At 51.3% G+C, this 16,693-nt stretch carries 17 protein-coding genes; 13 read left to right on the forward strand and 4 right to left on the reverse strand.

The annotated features are described in order from the left end of the window. Nucleotides 1-34 precede the first annotated feature (34 nt). Nucleotides 35-1,726 carry an aspartate-alanine antiporter gene (aspT, locus tag AAGR08_RS19970; RefSeq protein ID WP_097098097.1) on the reverse strand — a complete coding sequence of 564 codons (1,692 nt, stop codon included), beginning with the start codon at nt 1,724-1,726 and terminating at the stop codon, nt 35-37. 483 nt (nt 1,727-2,209) lie between these two features. Here aspT and AAGR08_RS19975 point away from each other — a divergent pair, with 483 nt between their 5' ends. After that, nucleotides 2,210-2,734 (forward strand): phenolic acid decarboxylase, encoded by a 525-nt coding sequence (locus AAGR08_RS19975; protein WP_345830465.1) that lies wholly within the window; start codon nt 2,210-2,212, stop codon nt 2,732-2,734. Between the two features lie 165 nt (nt 2,735-2,899). Here AAGR08_RS19975 and AAGR08_RS19980 read toward each other — a convergent pair whose 3' ends face one another. Both AAGR08_RS19980 and AAGR08_RS19985 read right to left on the reverse strand, forming a co-directional pair. Continuing rightward, the gene (locus AAGR08_RS19980) at nt 2,900-3,964 is read right to left on the reverse strand and encodes a mechanosensitive ion channel domain-containing protein (RefSeq protein ID WP_097098095.1); all 1,065 of its coding nucleotides are present in this window, start codon (nt 3,962-3,964) and stop codon (nt 2,900-2,902) included. Between the two features lie 325 nt (nt 3,965-4,289). Continuing rightward, nucleotides 4,290-5,042, reverse strand: coding sequence for a FadR/GntR family transcriptional regulator (locus AAGR08_RS19985; RefSeq protein ID WP_345830468.1), 753 nt, complete (start codon nt 5,040-5,042; stop codon nt 4,290-4,292). Nucleotides 5,043-5,237: 195 nt separating this feature from the next. Here AAGR08_RS19985 and AAGR08_RS19990 point away from each other — a divergent pair, with 195 nt between their 5' ends. From AAGR08_RS19990 to zinT, 8 genes are all read left to right on the forward strand, one after another. Beyond that, entirely contained in the window at nt 5,238-5,978 is a 741-nt protein-coding gene (locus AAGR08_RS19990; RefSeq protein ID WP_345830470.1) for an SDR family oxidoreductase, read from the forward strand. Nucleotides 5,979-5,991: 13 nt separating this feature from the next. Then, nucleotides 5,992-6,840, forward strand: a complete 849-nt coding sequence (locus AAGR08_RS19995) for a fumarylacetoacetate hydrolase family protein (RefSeq protein ID WP_097098092.1) — start codon at nt 5,992-5,994, stop codon at nt 6,838-6,840. Beyond that, a complete protein-coding gene (locus AAGR08_RS20000) occupies nt 6,837-8,123 on the forward strand; it encodes an L-fuconate dehydratase (RefSeq protein ID WP_345830472.1) in 1,287 nt (428 codons plus the stop codon). Before AAGR08_RS19995 ends, AAGR08_RS20000 begins: the two co-directional genes overlap by 4 nt. 1 nt (nt 8,124) lies before the next feature. After that, the gene (locus AAGR08_RS20005) at nt 8,125-8,979 is read left to right on the forward strand and encodes an amidohydrolase family protein (RefSeq protein WP_345830474.1); all 855 of its coding nucleotides are present in this window, start codon (nt 8,125-8,127) and stop codon (nt 8,977-8,979) included. Then, entirely contained in the window at nt 8,957-9,733 is a 777-nt protein-coding gene (locus AAGR08_RS20010; protein ID WP_097098089.1) for an SDR family oxidoreductase, read from the forward strand. The genes AAGR08_RS20005 and AAGR08_RS20010 overlap by 23 nt, the downstream gene beginning before the upstream one ends. Next, nucleotides 9,730-10,080 (forward strand): L-rhamnose mutarotase, encoded by a 351-nt coding sequence (locus tag AAGR08_RS20015; protein ID WP_097098088.1) that lies wholly within the window; start codon nt 9,730-9,732, stop codon nt 10,078-10,080. The genes AAGR08_RS20010 and AAGR08_RS20015 overlap by 4 nt, the downstream gene beginning before the upstream one ends. 36 nt (nt 10,081-10,116) lie before the next feature. Next, entirely contained in the window at nt 10,117-11,343 is a 1,227-nt protein-coding gene (gene fucP, locus AAGR08_RS20020; RefSeq protein WP_345830476.1) for an L-fucose:H+ symporter permease, read from the forward strand. Between the two features lie 182 nt (nt 11,344-11,525). Further along, complete coding sequence (zinT, locus tag AAGR08_RS20025; RefSeq protein ID WP_345830477.1) at nt 11,526-12,167, forward strand: metal-binding protein ZinT; 642 nt, start codon at nt 11,526-11,528, stop codon at nt 12,165-12,167. A gap of 224 nt (nt 12,168-12,391) precedes the next feature. Here the strand turns inward: zinT and AAGR08_RS20030 are convergent, their stop codons facing one another. Next, a complete protein-coding gene (locus tag AAGR08_RS20030) occupies nt 12,392-13,366 on the reverse strand; it encodes a nitrilase family protein (RefSeq protein ID WP_097098085.1) in 975 nt (324 codons plus the stop codon). A 98-nt stretch (nt 13,367-13,464) separates the two neighbouring features. On the opposite strand from AAGR08_RS20030, the gene AAGR08_RS20035 reads away from it, so the two are divergent. From AAGR08_RS20035 to AAGR08_RS20050, 4 genes are all read left to right on the forward strand, one after another. Continuing rightward, nucleotides 13,465-14,340, forward strand: coding sequence for a LysR family transcriptional regulator (locus AAGR08_RS20035; RefSeq protein ID WP_345830480.1), 876 nt, complete (start codon nt 13,465-13,467; stop codon nt 14,338-14,340). Nucleotides 14,341-14,424: 84 nt separating this feature from the next. Then, on the forward strand, nt 14,425-15,375 hold the full coding sequence (locus tag AAGR08_RS20040) for a helix-turn-helix domain-containing GNAT family N-acetyltransferase (RefSeq protein WP_345830482.1): 951 nt from the start codon (nt 14,425-14,427) through the stop codon (nt 15,373-15,375). A 133-nt stretch (nt 15,376-15,508) separates the two neighbouring features. Further along, nucleotides 15,509-16,132, forward strand: a complete 624-nt coding sequence (locus tag AAGR08_RS20045; RefSeq protein WP_097098083.1) for a hypothetical protein — start codon at nt 15,509-15,511, stop codon at nt 16,130-16,132. Continuing rightward, nucleotides 16,129-16,623 carry a surface-adhesin E family protein gene (locus AAGR08_RS20050; protein ID WP_345830483.1) on the forward strand — a complete coding sequence of 165 codons (495 nt, stop codon included), beginning with the start codon at nt 16,129-16,131 and terminating at the stop codon, nt 16,621-16,623. Before AAGR08_RS20045 ends, AAGR08_RS20050 begins: the two co-directional genes overlap by 4 nt. The last annotated feature ends 70 nt before the right edge of the window (nt 16,624-16,693 follow it).

Below are 16,693 nucleotides of genomic sequence, written 5' to 3' on the forward strand. Positions count from 1 at the left end.
GGTAAATCTCTCCAGATCAGGAAGCATTTCATTGTCATACCAGCGCGACGATAAGCGGGCCAAGCAGGGTGAGAAACACATTTGCCAACCCGTATGTCACGGCAAAGGGGGCGGTAGGAATGGCATTGCCCGCCTTATCGAGAATTTCACCAAAAGCGGGATTCGCACTTCGCGTGCCAGACAAAGCCCCGGCAAAAATCGCCGTATTGTCATAGCGCAACAAATAGCGACCAATAAATAACGTGATCATTAGGGGGAGGACAGTCACGACAATGCCGATCAGGAAAATAGAGATGCCGTTATTTCGCACGGTCTCGACGGCTTGCAGGCCCGACTGTAAGCCCACCACCGCAACAAACCCCGCCAGCCCTAAATCACGCAGCAAACCCGATGCCGGCAAAGGCATATTTCCCATTAGTGGTTTTCGTGCCTGATACCAGCCAAACAGCAGGCCGGACAGTAGCGCTCCGCCGCCGCTGCCCAGCGTTAAAGGTACTGAACCAACACGCAACACCAGCAACCCCAGCAGCAGGCCAAAGGTCAGGCCAAAACCGTGAAACATCAGATCTGTTTTTGGACTTTTCAGCAACACCGGACCGGCTAGCGTCACCGCACGCTGAATGTCCTGTTCGCTACCGTACAGCGTTACTACGTCATTACGCTCAATGACAGCATCATCTTTGAAGGGCAACACCACATCACCCCGCTTAAGTGCGGTGACATAAATACCGTGCCGGACGTCGCCCGAAATCTGTTTGCGCAGTTCATCCACTCTTTTTCCCATCAGCGCGGGGTTGGTTAGTAAGACTTCGGAGGTTTTCATCGTCATCTCCGGGCCATCCTCCGCATCCAGCTCTGTGCCCAGCGAGGGAGCAAGTGCAACGATCCCTTTGCGTCGACCCACCAATAACAGGATATCGTTCTCGTTGAGCACCATGTCAGGCGTGACAGCAATGACTTTATCGTCACGTTTAATGCGTTCGAGCGTGACAGGAAAATTTGATTGGGCCAACGCTTCAACCTCCGCCACGCTCTTGCCTGCGGCCGGTCCCACCCGGAATACCCTTCCCACCAGCTCGGGGAGTGCAGGGACCTGACCAGGCGCCAGAATGGTTGCGCCGTGCATCATTTCCTGTTCGGCTTTAATCGCGTCCTCGCGAATGGATCGGCCCATTATTTTCGGCAGAATGTTAACGCAGATGATGATGGCACCCAGCGAGCCGAAGATGTAGGTGACCGCGTATCCCACCGCCACATTGCCTTGCATCTGCTGAAGTTGTGCGGGATCTAAATTCAGTTTAGCAATGGCGGCACTGGCCGTACCGATGATGGCTGATTGTGTCAGCGCACCTGCCGCAATGCCTGCCGCAATGCCTTTGTCCAGCGCAAAGAGTTTGGCCATCACGACCAGGGTGGCTAAGGATGATATGACCAGAACTAACGCCAGAGCAATTTCACGCAATGTTCGTCGACCTAATGAGGAGAAGAACTTTGGTCCACTTTCAAAGCCCACAGCGTAAATAAACACGGCAAAAAGAACGTTTTTGATTCCACTGTCAATGGTAATTCCTACCTGGCTTATCAGCACGGCGATAAGCAAAGCGCCTGCAACGCCGCCAAGTTGAAATGCACCCAGTTTAAATTTGCCAATCCATGTGCCTATCGCGAGAGAAAGGAAAAGTGCCAGTTCCGGTGACAGACGAAAAACTTCTTGAATCAAATTCATAGAAGAATATCCTGCAGTTCGGTTCTTGAAATTCGGGCATATTTATCCGCCCGCTGAGTGGTTTATCAGTGGTAAAGAAACGTCAATATGTAACACCTTAAATAGGTTAGCTTTAGATTTCACTTTGGCAAACTTGATAACTAAAATACTTCCTAAAAAAGAATTAACGTGCGATAAGTCGTTTAACTATCAGTAAAAATCTGAGAGAAATAATTTTCTCACGCTCCGTTTTTATTTACATTTTATTACCTTATGCTGACTTTTTATTGTCATATGATTTATCCGGTTAAATAGCCGTGTTGCAAATATCTCTGCTATCGACTACTGTAAAAAAAAGGTAATCCAGGTATTTTCAAATGCAGAACATTGGAAAAAACCTGAAGTGTTCCATATTATAAATATCTCTATACAAGAATGATGCGGCAACTCGTCAAGAGGACGTTTCATCAACTTACTCACAACACAGTGAAATATGAGGTAGTTATGTCCGTGGAATCGTTAAACGATATCTCAAAAGATTTATCCGCCTTTGTTGGAACGCATTTTGTCTACACCTACGATAATGGATGGAAATATGAGTGGTATGCGCGCAACGACACAACGTGTGATTATCGTATCCACCAGGGATTGGTAGGTGGCCGATGGGTAACCCAGCAAAAGATGAATGCCGTACAGTTCGCCCCAGGTATTTATAAAGTAGACTGGCACGAACCGACAGGAACCTGTGTAAGCCTATTATTTGATCTCGAAAGAAAACTTATTCATGGTACTATTTTCTTCCCTCAATGGATTGCCGGTGAAGGACAGCACCCTGAAAAAACGATTTGTTATCAAAACGAATTTATTGAAGATATGCATCGTTTTCGCGATGAAGGTCCGGCTTACCCTTATGTGATTATTCCGGAATTTGCTAAAGTCACCTATATGAAAAATGAAGGGCCTGATAATGATGCTGTTATTAATATGCCTCCAGGTCAACTTCCGAGTGATTTCTTCGAAGGGAAATAAGCGGTGCTTGCTTTATAAAGGTGTTTGTGCCGAAGGTATTAAATGAACGGACAGCCTCTGGCATTAAGCAGTAATGCCAGAGACTGTCCGGTTGAGAATGCGTTAACGGCTTATACCACTTATCGTTAGTCTCACGAAAACGATATCTAGCGGATTTTCAGGCGGTTAAACACCGGAATCGCTCAATGTTGCACGAACATGAGGCAGACACTCAGGATAATTTTGTTGTATAAACTCAATCATTTTTTCCCGGACGAGGCAGCGCAAATCCCAGGCCGTGGGGGAGTTTTGTGCCGTCATCAGTAATCTTATCGTCATGGTTTTATCATTGGTATCGGTAACCTGAAGCACCTGTGTCTGTTGATCCCAAAGTTTTGTTTCACTGAGTACTTTTTCAAAATGTTTGCGCAGGGGATCTAACGGCATGGAATAATCCACATAAAGAAAAACAGATCCTAATATTTGTGCATTATTACGCGTCCAGTTCTGGAAGGCATTTTCTGTAAAGTAGGTAATAGGCAACACCAGGCGGCGCAGATCCCAGATACGCACCACAACATAAGTCAGGTTGATCTCCTCAATCCAACCCCATTCATTTTCAACCACCACCGCGTCGTCAATTTTTATCGGTTGCGTAAACGCTATCTGAATTCCGGCAAATAAATTGACCAGCGACTTCTGAAGAGCAAAGCCAATGATTATCCCGGCAACGCCGGCGCCCGCAAGGATAGTCGTGCCGAATTTACGCACCCCCGGAAAACTAAGTAGGATCAGAGTAAGACAGAATGATACCAGTAATACGATAGCGACTTTTTTAACATAGATTATTTGAGTGCGAATTTTTCGCGCGCGGAGATTGTTTGAAAGGTTAATGTCATAGCGTATAAAGAGCATATCCTGCGCGACATTAGTCAACCGGATTAAAATGGAGCAAAATGATAATATAATAAAAATATTGGTCGTGGTGGTAATAAAGGCAAGGGAGTCTGGGTGAATGTTAATATAATTAACCCCGACATTGATTAACAGCAAAGGAATGAAGAGAAACAGCGATCCGCTTAGATGTTTTTCGAGTGATTTGAATAGCTTTCTGTCACGGCTCTGCCAGTAGCGGATAAACCTGAGAAGTATAAACCGCGCCAGAAAACCCAGAGCGAGCGAGAGCGTGACGAGCAATACAGCAGGCACCCATACTGGAGCACCAGATAACTCACCAAATATTAGTGGCATTCTTTTCCCTTATATTCAGCCAACAACCTTTAGCTGTCAGGTAATTCATAAAAATTCAGTAACCGTTGTCTTTCCGGTTATCTGCGAATGACATGTTTAACGCACGTTAGTTTAGGAAGAATTTAAACATCCGACTTCCCCGACAGGTAAAAAAACCGCGCACAATGACGGTTTTCTAAGGGGGATGCTATCGCAACTCACTGAAATATATGATGACGGCTTCTTTTATTCTCGGGCTAGTAGGACCACTCTTAAAGTGGCCGCAAGCACAACGCGAGGTCATTTACATAAAACCCTGACCCAACGCTTTCTACCGCAAACAGCTTTACTCCTGCACACGCTCAAATGTGGCAATTACCCGGTCAATATGCTTCTTCATCGCGGCTCTGGCTGCTTTAGCATCCCGTTTTTCTAGCGCCGAGAGAATCTCCATATGCTCCGTTTCTGAGACGAGCGGCATATCGCTCGGCGTGTAGTGCGCCTGCAACATGCGGAACATACTGCCATAGCGATGACCGAGCAGATGGCCAATGATAAAGCCGTAGGCGGGATTGCCGCTCGCCTGGGCGATGCGAATGTGGAATAAACGGTCGCCGGGATGGGTGCGCGACTGCGCACGGTTATCTTCACAGTTTTGCAGATACGCTTCGCGGATGAGGGCCAGCTCCTGATCGCTGGCATGCACGGCGGCAAGCGCAGCGGCCTCTGGCTCAATCAGGCGGCGCGCCTGCAGCAGCGAGAAAGGCGGCAGTTCGGTGGAGAAATCAAGCTTTATCCCCAGTTCATCGTCGGGTTCCTTCCACTGATCGCGCCCGGCTTGCATCATCACCGGTTCCTGCGTAGTGGAACGTGCTTTCACAATCACGCCATTGCCCACTTTCACATCTACCAAGCCAATCACTTCCAGAGCGATTAGCGCTTCACGCACCGATGCGCGACTAACTTGTAGCTGCTCTGCCAGCTCGCGCTCTGCTGGCAGACGGCTGCCGGGAGGAAATTCATTGTTATCGATAAGTTTGATCAGCTGGTCAGCTATTTGTCTGTAAAGCCTGGGGTTTTCCATCTTTTTTATCGGCATCGCACTGCTACCTGTCTACATAAATTAAGTGATCGGATGCACAAATAATCATCAGCACACTTGTCAATGTTACGCAATTGTCAATAAAACGTAATGCGTCAGCGAAAAAGTTGCCAGCGTTATTTTGCTAACCCGGAAGGGCAAAACTCACTTTTAATGGCCTGACCATTAGATCTTTGGACCAGAGGAAATGCAATGAATTTATCCGGAAAACGCGTGTTAATCACCGCCGCCGGGCAAGGCATCGGCCTGGCCAGCGCGCGTTATTTTGCGCAGCAGGGCGCAGAGGTTATTGCCAGCGATATCAACCTTGACGCGCTGCAGGATCTGCAAGGTATCCGCGCTTATCAGCTGGATGTGACCGATCGCCAGGCAATTCGCGCAGCGGCGCAGGAGCTCGGCACGCTCGATGTGCTGTTCAACTGTGCAGGTGTTGTACACAGCGGCAGCCTGCTGGCGTGCAGCGAAAAGGAGTGGCAGTTCGCGCTCGACCTCAACGTCACGGCGATGTTTCACATGATTCAGGCCTTTCTGCCGGGGATGCTGCAACAGCAGCAGGGCTCGATCATTAACATGTCATCGGTGGCATCCAGCGTAAAAGGCGTAGTCAATCGCTTTGCCTACAGCGCGACCAAAGCGGCAGTGATTGGCCTGACACGCTCGGTAGCGGCGGATTACATCGGTGAAGGGATTCGCTGCAACGCCATCTGCCCCGGCACGGTCGATTCGCCTTCGCTACGCCAGCGCATCGCCGCGCAGGCACAGGCGGAAGGCCGCACGGAGGCGGAAGTGTATGACGCCTTTGTCGCGCGTCAGCCGATTGGCCGTATCGGCACCACAGAGGAGATCGCTTATCTGGCGGCCTATCTGGCCTCCGATGCCAGCGCTTATATCACCGGCACCGCACAGATTATTGATGGCGGCTGGAGCAACTAACAGGAGTGCAGTCATGAAATTATTACGAGTGGGCGAGCCGGGAAAAGAGCGTCCGGCAATGCTGGACCAACAGGGTGAACTGCGCGATTTGTCGCACTTTGTCGATGACATCGCTGGCGATGCGCTGCTACCTGCCGAACTGGAAAGGCTGCGTCAGCTGCCGCTCAGTGAACTGCCTAAAATCAGCGGCCAACCGCGCATTGGCGCCTGCGTCGGGCGTATTGGCAAATTTATCTGTATTGGCCTGAACTATGCCGATCACGCCGCCGAAACCGGTGCTGACATCCCGCAAGAACCGGTGGTGTTTAGCAAATGGACCAGCGCCGTGGTGGGGCCAAACGATACGGTGCGCATTCCTCGCGGTTCGGTGAAAACCGACTGGGAAGTCGAGCTGGGCGTAGTAATCGGTAAAGGCGGTAGCTATATCGCCGAAGCGGATGCGCTGTCGCATGTCGCAGGTTACTGCGTAGTCAACGACGTTTCTGAACGTGAATATCAGATTGAACGCGGCGGCACATGGGACAAAGGCAAAGGCTGCGACACCTTTGGTCCGATCGGCCCGTGGCTGGTGACTGCTGATGAAATCGCCGATCCGCAGCAGCTTAATCTGTGGCTGGAGGTGGATGGCAGGCGCTATCAGAATGGCAACACCCGCACCATGATCTTCACGGTTGCGCAGATCGTTAGCTATCTCAGTCGGTTTATGAGTTTGCAGCCGGGCGACATCATCTCAACCGGCACACCGCCGGGCGTGGGGATGGGACAAAAACCACCGGTTTATCTGCGTCCGGGGCAGGTCATCCGGTTAGGCATCGCCGGGCTTGGCGAGCAGCGTCAACTCACCGAGGGCAGCGAACAATGACCAGACTTACTGCATTGCGCGTCGAAGACATCCGCTTTCCTACCTCCGAACAGCTCGACGGTTCGGATGCGATGAATCCAGACCCGGATTATTCTGCCGCTTACGTCATCATCGAGACGGATAACGCGGCGATCAGCGGACATGGTCTGACTTTTACCATTGGACGCGGTAATGAAATTTGCTGTGCGGCAATACGCGCGCTGGAGCACCTGATTGTTGGTCGCCAGCTGGAGTCAATCACCGCCGATATGGGGCAGTTCTGGCACGACATCACCAGTGATAGCCAGCTGCGCTGGATCGGCCCGGATAAAGGCGCGATTCATCTGGCGACCGGCGCAGTAGTCAACGCAGTATGGGATCTGTGGGCCAAATCGGAAGAGAAGCCGCTGTGGCGGCTGGTGGCTGATATGTCACCGCAGGAGTTGGTGCGCTGCATCGATTTCCGCTACCTCACTGACTGCATCACGCCGGACGAAGCGCTGGCATTGTTGACGGCGCAGCAGGCTGGCAAAGCGCAGCGCATCCGTGAGCTGGAGCAGCACGGTTATCCCTGTTACACCACCTCGGCAGGCTGGCTCGGTTACGACGACGATAAACTGCGCCGCCTGTGTCAGCAGGCGGTCGATGCCGGGTTCTCACACATCAAGCTGAAAGTTGGACGTGACCTCGCAGATGATATCCGCCGCGTGCGCATCGCGCGTGAAGTGCTGGGACCGGATCGCCAGTTAATGATCGATGCCAACCAAGTGTGGGAAGTGAATGACGCGATTGAATGGGTGCAGCAGCTGGCCTTCGCGCGACCGTGGTTTATCGAGGAACCCACCAGCCCGGATGATATCGAAGGGCATCGCAAAATCCGGCAGGGCGTCGCGCCGGTGAAGGTGGCAACCGGTGAAATGTGCCAGAACCGCATCATCTTCAAGCAGCTGATTATGCGTGAAGCAATTGATGTGGTGCAGATCGATGCCTGTCGCCTCGGCGGCGTTAATGAAGTACTGGCGGTAATGTTAATGGCAGCGAAATACCAGTTGCCGGTGTGCCCACATGCTGGCGGCGTTGGACTGTGCGAATACGTCCAGCACCTGTCGATGATCGACTTCGTTTGCATAGCCGGCAGCCATCAAGGCCGGGTCATCGAGTATGTCGACCATCTGCACGAGCATTTCTTACATCCTTGCGAAGTACGCGGCGCTGCCTATATGCCGCCTACTGCGCCCGGCTTCTCGATCGAGATGTATCCCGCCTCGCGCGAGCAATACCGCTATCGCGCGCAGGGAGGCTGAGGTGCGAATCGACGCTCATCAGCATTTCTGGCGCTATGACGCGGTGGACTATCCGTGGATCACGGAATCCATGACGCGCCTGCAACAGGATTATTTACCCGATGATCTCGCGCCGCTGCTGGCGCAACGGCAGCTGCAGGGCTCAATTGCCGTTCAGGCGCGGCAGTGCGTGGCGGAGACGCAGCAGCTGTTGCAGTGGGCGCAGCAGCACGCGGCAACGCAGGTGGTTGGCTGGATTGACGTCAGCGCCGCGGACCTGACGGCGCAGCTGGAAGCATTGCAGCATCCGCTGCTGCGGGGTTTCCGTCATCAGGTGCAGGATGAGCGCGATCCCGCCGCATGGCTACGGCAACCGCGCGTGGCGAGCGGCATCCGTCTGCTGCAGCAGCGTGATTACGTGTGGGAAATGCTGCTGACCTGGCGGCATCTGGCGGACGCTACCCGGTTTGCCGCACAGCACGACCGTCACTGGCTGGTGCTCGATCACCTCGGCAAACCGGATATTGCGCGCGGCGCGCAGGCGTGGGGCGAACAAGTGGCGGAACTGGCCGCAATGCCGCACGTGGTCTGCAAATTATCGGGGCTGGTGACTGAGGCGTCGCAAGGCCAATGGCGCAGCGCGCAGCTGCGGCCCTTTATCGATGAGGCGCTGGCGCGTTTCGGTCCGCAGCGCCTGATGTTTGGCTCAGACTGGCCCGTCTGCCTGCTGGCAGCGGAGTACCACGCGGTGACGCAGCTGATTGAAGACGCAATCGCTGAGCTTGCAACCGACGAACAGGCCGCCATTTGGGGCAACACGGCGGCGCAGGTATATAGCCTGACAGGAGAGAAGCATGAATCTGTTTTTGCAGGATAAAGTGATTATTGTCACCGGCGGCGGATCGGGCATTGGTGCCGCCATCTCACGACTGCTGGCGGAAGAGGGCGCCATTCCGGTGATCGTCAGCAACGCACAGCCCGATGAGATGTGGCTGGCCGGCTTGCGCGCGCTGCAACCGCAAACCGAAGTGCTGCTTGCCGATCTGTGCGATGAGCAGAACTGCCAGCGTGCGGTTGAGGCCGTGCAGCAGCAGTTTGGGCGCATCGATGGGCTGGTGAACAACGCGGGTGTCAACGATGGCGTCGGGCTGGAAGCGGGGCGCAGCGCCTTTGTCACCTCGCTGGAAAAGAATCTCATCCACTATTACCAGATGACGCATTTCTGCCAGCGCGCGCTGGAAAACAGCGGCGGTGCGATCGTCAATATTGCTTCGAAAACGGCACTGAGCGGACAGGGCGGCACCAGCGGCTACTGCGCGGCCAAAGGCGCGATTCTGGCACTGACGCGGGAGTGGGCGGTGTCACTGCGCAGCAGCGGTGTGCGGGTCAACGCCGTGGTGCCCGCCGAAGTAATGACGCCGCTGTATGAACGCTGGATCGGCACCTTTGCCGATCCGCAGGGCGAACTGGCGAAAATCACCCAGCGAATTCCACTCGGCCAGCGCATGACCACGCCAGAGGAGATCGCTAACACCGTGGTGTTTTTGCTGTCGTCGCGCGCTTCACACACTACCGGCGAGTGGCTGAGCGTTGATGGCGGCTATCTGCATCTCGATCGGGCGCTGTTATGAGCGGCGCAACCGAACGCTATGCTCTGGCGCTGGATCTGGTGGACGAGGCGGACAAAATTGCCGAATACCAGCGCCTGCATCAACGCATTTGGCCAGAAGTGGCGCAGCATCTGCGCCAGCACGGCGTCATCAATATGGAGATTTACCGCCTTGGTACCCGACTTTTTATGGTGATGGAGGTGAACGAACGGTTTAACGCGCAGGATGTTGCTCAGGCCGCTGAGCAAAATCCGCATATTCAGCGCTGGGAAGCGCTGATGTGGCAGTTTCAACAGCCAACGCCCTGGACGCCAGAAGGGGAAAAATGGGTGGCGATGGCGCGAATATTCTCTTTGCAGGACCAATAACAACACTTACCGACTGTACCCTACGAGGATATAACCATGTCTACACAACGCGTCGAGACGCCAGAAAACATTGGCGTCGGGGGAACTATTAGCCTGCGCTGGGCGTTCATGCTGATTACTACCCTGTTTTTTATGTGGGGCGTGTCATACGGCCTGCTGGATGTTCTTAATAAGCACTTTCAGGAAACGTTAAGCGTTACCAAAGCCCAATCGGGATTATTACAGGCGGCCTATTTTGGTGCCTATTTTATCATCGCGCTGCCGGCCGGTTATTTTATGCGTCGTCACGGCTATAAGGCTGGCATCCTGGCGGGATTATCGCTGTACGCCCTTGGCGCGCTGCTGTTTGTGCCGGCGGCGATGGTCAATAATTTCTCGGTATTTCTGTTTGCGCTGTTCGTGCTTGCCTGCGGGCTTGGCTGCCTGGAAACCGCGGCTAATCCGTACGCTACGGTACTGGGCGATGCCAACGGCGCCGAGCGTCGTCTCAATCTGGCGCAATCTTTTAATGGTCTTGGGCAGTTTGTCGGGCCCATGATTGGCGGCTCGCTGTTCTTCACCCACGCCAGCCAGGAAGCCGCGCAGGACAGCGTCAAAATGACCTATGTGGTGATTGCGTGTGTGGTTATCGCTATCGCGCTGTTATTTAAGCGTACCGCGTTACCGGATATTCGTGAGGCCGCCAGCGAGCATGTGCAGCAGCCCGGTGCCACGCTATGGCAGCAAAAACATTTTGTCGGCGGGGTGATTGCGCAATTCTTTTATGTCGCTGCTCAGGTTGGGGTAGGTGCCTTCTTTATTAACTACGCCACCGAGCACTGGCATGGCGTGACCAATCAAAGCGCGGCTTATATGCTTTCGGTTGCGATGATCTGCTTTATGCTGGGACGTTTCTTTTCCACCTGGCTAATGGGCAGAGTTAAACCAGCGGCGATGCTGGCGGCCTACGCGCTGATCAACATCGTCCTGAGCGCCATTGTGATGTTGGGCGCAGGCGATGTCTCCGTTATCGCGCTGATCGCCATCTTCTTCTTTATGTCCACCATGTTCCCCACCATCTTTGCCATGGGCGTGAAAAATCTCGGGCAATCCACTAAACAGGCCAGCTCGTTTATGATCATGGCGATTGTGGGTGGTGCAATTATGCCTTACTTCATGGGGCTGATTTCTGACCATGTCAGCACGGCCATGGCTTACAGTTTACCGCTGCTGTGTTTTGTCGTGGTGCTGGTTTATGCGCTGAGGCAGCGGAGACATTCATAATGACGTCTTAACGTTAGCTTGCGAGCAGGGCAAGGGCGATGCTGCGGGATCGCCCTTGCATGCAGCCAGGCAGGAGTAAAGCAGGCGTGTTTGGCTTATAGCGGGTAGCCAAATGAAATTAGCAGTAACAGTTTGTTAATTGTTATGTTATAACATTTACTTTGACATATAAGGTTAATGTTATGAAAATTAAGAAGTCATTAGTCGTTCTGGGAGTAGTATTTAGTTCACACGCCTTTTCACATGCCCATCATTCACACGGTGCGCCACTCACCGCGACAGAGGTGAGTGCGGCAAAGGGTATTTTTAATGATGGCGATATCAAAGACAGACCGCTCTCTGACTGGGATGGCGTATGGCAGTCTATCTATCCATATGCCAAAGATGGCAGTTTGGATCCGGTTTTCCGCAAGAAGGCGGAAGCCGATCAACGAAAGTCATTTGAGGATATTAAGCATTACTATTTGAAGGGCTATGCCAGCAATATTACAGATATTGGCATTGAAAACGGGATGATGGAATTTACCGCCAATGGAGAAGTTAACGCCTGTAAATATGCTTATAAAGGGTACAAGGTCCTCAATTACGTATCAGGAAAAAGAGGCGTTCGCTATCTTTTCGAATGTACCGATAATAAAAGTGCAGCCCCTAAATTTGTGCAATTTAGCGATCATATTATTAGTCCGAGAAAATCATCGCACTTTCATATTTTCACCGGCAACGTATCACAGGATGCGCTCTATAAAGAGCTGGAGAATTGGCCAACATTTTTCCCCTATCAGCTGACCAAACAGGAAATTGTTGATGACCTAATGCATCACTGATCCCTCAGGGATAAAGGATGCTTTCGTCGCTGGCAGGCTATGAGCCGGACTCTGACATCCGCTTCTTAACGCGAGACATCAAGAAAAGGGTGAATAGAGGCTACCTTCCATTAATAACAGCCTGTTCGCCCACAGGCTGTTTTGCATCTCATCATTGGGATAGCCATGCAACGTTGCTCACAGACATCCTGTATGCAGCTTTGTGTCAGCGGCCTGGTGGTTTATTAAGGTATTTCATCTGAAAACCGTGCGCTAATCGCATCGCGTTCATACCCCTGCGGTTGCGTCAAAATCTGGTATAAATCTGGCCGACGACCGTGGATCCAGCGGCGTCCAGTACTCATTGCCAGCAGGGTCAAATCCAGCTCAGCGCTGACCATGGCATCTTCAGCGGCCCAGGTTTCCTCAATCACTCTTCCATAGGGATCCAGGATCATCGCATTGCCAGTGCGTACTTCGTCGTCATCGGCGCCTACACCGTTACTGAAAAGAAGGAACAATCCGTTGTCATGCGCGCGTGCGGGCAGCCATCGCATTAACCATTCCCGGCCGCTTTGGCCTCTGAATGCCGCAGTGATTTCATCTTTACGCGTTTCCCGTTCCGCCCACAAATCGAGAGGAATCGGCTTCATCGCATGCGGGCTACGGGAATCAGTACCGCCGGTTTGATGGGGGGCGAGCAGGATATCCGCACCCATCAATGCCGTTGCACGCACGTTTTCCACCAGATTATTGTCCCAGCAAATTAAGATGCCTACTTTTACCCCCCATGGTGTTTCAAATACCGTAAACCCGTCGCCGCTGCTGATTGCGGGATGTTCGAAAGCGTGAAGTTTACGGTGCGTGTGCAATGATCCATCTGGCATACAGGCAACGTAAGCATTATAGAGTTGGCCATCCTCGGCTTGCTCAATAAGCCCCGCGCCAATAAGCATTTGATGCTTAATCGCCAGAGAACGAATTAACATCAGGGAAGGGCTGGTTTCAACCGGCTCAGCCAGAGCAGCCACCTCAGCAGCGGTGAGTTTGGGCACATGCCAGTAGCCGGTGATACACATTTCTGGAAAGGTGAGAATCTTCACCTCTTGAAGCGCCGCCTTCTCAATAAATTTCTCCATTATCAGCAGATTATAGTGTTTGTTATTGGCTTGATGCTGAAACTGTACGGTTGCAGCCTTTAAGGTGGTTAATGTGGGCATGATGCTTCTCCTCGGAATCGGAACTGAATTACACAGGAGCGACCGATAACTGTATAATCAATTTATTTCCCTTTTCGATAACATCCTGGAATGTAAATATGAACACCCGGTTGCTAAACGCCTTTGTGATGCTGGCTGAAAAAGGAAATTATGCGGAGGCGGCCCGCGCGCTCTATATTTCGCAGCCGGCGCTGACCAAGCAGATTCATCTCCTTGAATCTATAGTGAACGTGCCTTTATTCTCACGTGGCCGCCACGGAGCAATACTGACGGTTGCAGGAAGACGCCTACTGCCACAGGCAGAAAAGGTTGTTCGGCAAACCCAGTTATTCATGCATCATGCTGGGCAGGTTTCAAAAGGGATTGAAGGGAATATTGCAGTGGGGTTCGGTCTTTCGAGCTTTTACCTTGCTCCGCGCTGTATTGCTGAATATCGCCGTGAGTTTCCGGGTATTGAGGTTTCATTAACGGATCAATCATCCTTCCTGCAATACGAGATGCTGCTGAATGACGAGCTTCAGTTAGGATTTGTCAGGGTTCCTCCACCGGTAGCGCTTGATTACCTGCCATTATTTACCGATCGATTAGTTCTGGTTGCGCCGGCAACAACTTCATTTAGCGTTGCCGATTGGTTAAAAAAAGTGCCGCTGTTGCGACTTCACACCACGCGCGGGCGGGGTTTAAATGCGCAGATTGATCGCTATCTGCATGACAATGCCCTTTTTACTTCCTCTATTCAGGAGACTGACGATATACAAACCATTGTCGCGCTGGTGATTGCGGGAACGGGCGTTGCGCTTTTGCCTTATAGTGTGGTTCATATAGCGCCGCCAGAACTGGTTATTATTCCGTTAACGGGGGAATCGCTGAGCTGGCAGGTTGGTATCGCCTGGAATGCAAATCATGAGGATGTAATACGCGACAATTTTATTGCCAGCATAAGAAAGGCGATGACGATTAATAAAGAAGAGTAAGCCATAGCGTTTCATTTAATCGTATTGACAAAGACTCAATGCATATGGTTGTATCATACAACTAATAGTTGAGGGTTAATGTTTATGCGCTCTGAATCGCTGATGGTTGAAAATATTCGTGTCGCTTCGCGTCAAATGGTGCGGGAGTTGGGGTTCATGAACCACACTCTCGCAGCGACTCAATACTCTCCTTCCGTTGTTCACACTTTGCTGGAAATTGAAGCCCGGGGATTAATGACTGCGGCTCAACTGGTTCAGATTCTGGGACTTGAGAAGTCCAGTGTTAGCCGCATGTTGTCCAAACTGGTCAATATTGGTGAACTGGAAGAACAGCCTTCAACTGAGGATGCCAGAATTAAGCAGCTTGGTTTAACCGCGAAAGGCGAAGAAACAGTGCGAAAAATCAATGAGTTCAGTAATGAACGCGTTATGGGCGCGTTAAAGAAATTGGATCCCATACGGCAACAGGCCGTTTCACAAGGTCTCAGCGCTTATGCCGCTGCGCTTAAAGCCTGTCGTGAAAACAGTGTGGTAGATTCTTCGACCAGTTGCGAAATCGTTAAGGGGTATCGGGCCGGAATGATTGGCCGTATCACTGAAATGCATGGCAGTTATTATGCAAGAGAACATCAGTTTGGCTATGTTTTTGAAAGCAAGGTTGCAGCAGGCCTGGCGGAATTTTCAGGACGTCTGGAAAGGCCATGTAATGAGATCTGGTTGGCCATACAAAACGATCGCATTGTTGGATCGGTAGCAATCGATGGGCAAGATCTTGGAAACAATGAGGCGCACTTGCGATGGTTCATCCTTGACGATGGTTGTCGTGGTAATGGCGTGGGCAAAAAACTCATTTCCGCCGCTATGAAGTTTTGCGATGAAAAGGAATTTTCAGCCATTCAGCTCTGGACGTTCAATAAATTGACAGCGGCACGGCGTCTTTATGAGTCATTTGGTTTTGAATTAACCAAAGAGTGGCAGGGTGACCAATGGGGAAGCCGTGTTACAGAGCAGCAGTTCACTCGGTTGGCGCGATAATGAATGAATAACCGCACGACGTGCAATTCGTTCTATTTTTTAATATGCATGGTAATGAAGTAAAAGAAAAAAGCGTAAAGTCTTATCGCAGTGTGCCGATATAGATAGCGTTTTTTTACTATATGGATATTACATGCGTAAAGTTATCTGCTCCATTGGATTCATGCTTGGAATGACAGGGGTAACGTTACCTCTTCACGCCAATACATTGACGCAAAGCCTGACGCGTTGTGACACAACCTTTTTCAGTGAGATTTATCATCAGCGAGCCAAACTCAGCCGCGTAGCACCGTTAACGGTGGATAAGCACTTTCAAGCTTGGTTCAAAGCGCCTGTTGACGGTAACGGCACCATCTGGTTTACCCAATCTCTTCAGGAATTAAACCTGAAAATAGCGGGATATTTTCTGCAAACCAGCAATCTCGATGAAATCAGTTACGGTAAATACTATTACTGGGGCTTGGTTTTCAAAGAATCACCGGAAGAGGTCATGTCCAGGCTCGATCATTTAACGTGGAGTAAGGCAGGGGATGATTATATCTCTCAGGCGATGATTAAAGCAGACGCAAACAGTGTTTGGGAAAAAAATGCACAGGCGGTGTCGGGTATTGCCCCGGCAAAAGAGAGTGCCGAAAAGCTCTTAATGCTCAGCAAAGGCAAAGAAGGAACATTATTGCTCTGTTCAGTTCAGGGAAATGTAACGCCTGACATGCTCACCACATTACGACCTGATTTATCCGGTGGGGCAGCAAAATGAAAAAGTTGACATGGCTGGTATTGTTTATGCTGTCGGGCTGTGCCGGGACCACGACACCCCAGCCGCAAACGCCCGCTAAAGCACCGGCAGGTTTTATAAAAGTTCTTGCAGATGAGCGCGTGACGTCATATGTCGATTTCAGGGTGATTTCAACATACCAGGGTAATAGCCACTTACGCCGGTTTTATTTCATCAATAACTACGCGGAGCAGACGCAAATTATAAAAAATCCACCCGTCTACGTTTCAAGTTCTCGGGCAATCGATGTGATTAACTGCGACAAAAACCAGCGTGCCGTTATGGGTCGTACACTCTTTTCCAAACCGTTCGCGGAGGGCGATCTTATTCATGCGTCACCGGATGTGGGCCAATGGGAAACTTACCCGAAAGACTCTCTTTTCGGGATAATTGCTGAAAGCATGTGCAGCATTCCCGTAGAAAGACTTAAGCCAGAGCCAGCGAAAGAAAACCGCAAACCGCTATTGGATTAATTACCATTCATCTTAACCTGACGCTCCAGGCTGAAGCAGATGGCCTATGTTTATTGTGGGCCATCTGCAA

The sequence above is a fragment of the Pantoea sp. BRR-3P genome, from assembly GCF_039621635.1.
In the GTDB taxonomy this organism is placed as follows: domain Bacteria; phylum Pseudomonadota; class Gammaproteobacteria; order Enterobacterales; family Enterobacteriaceae; genus Pantoea; species Pantoea floridensis.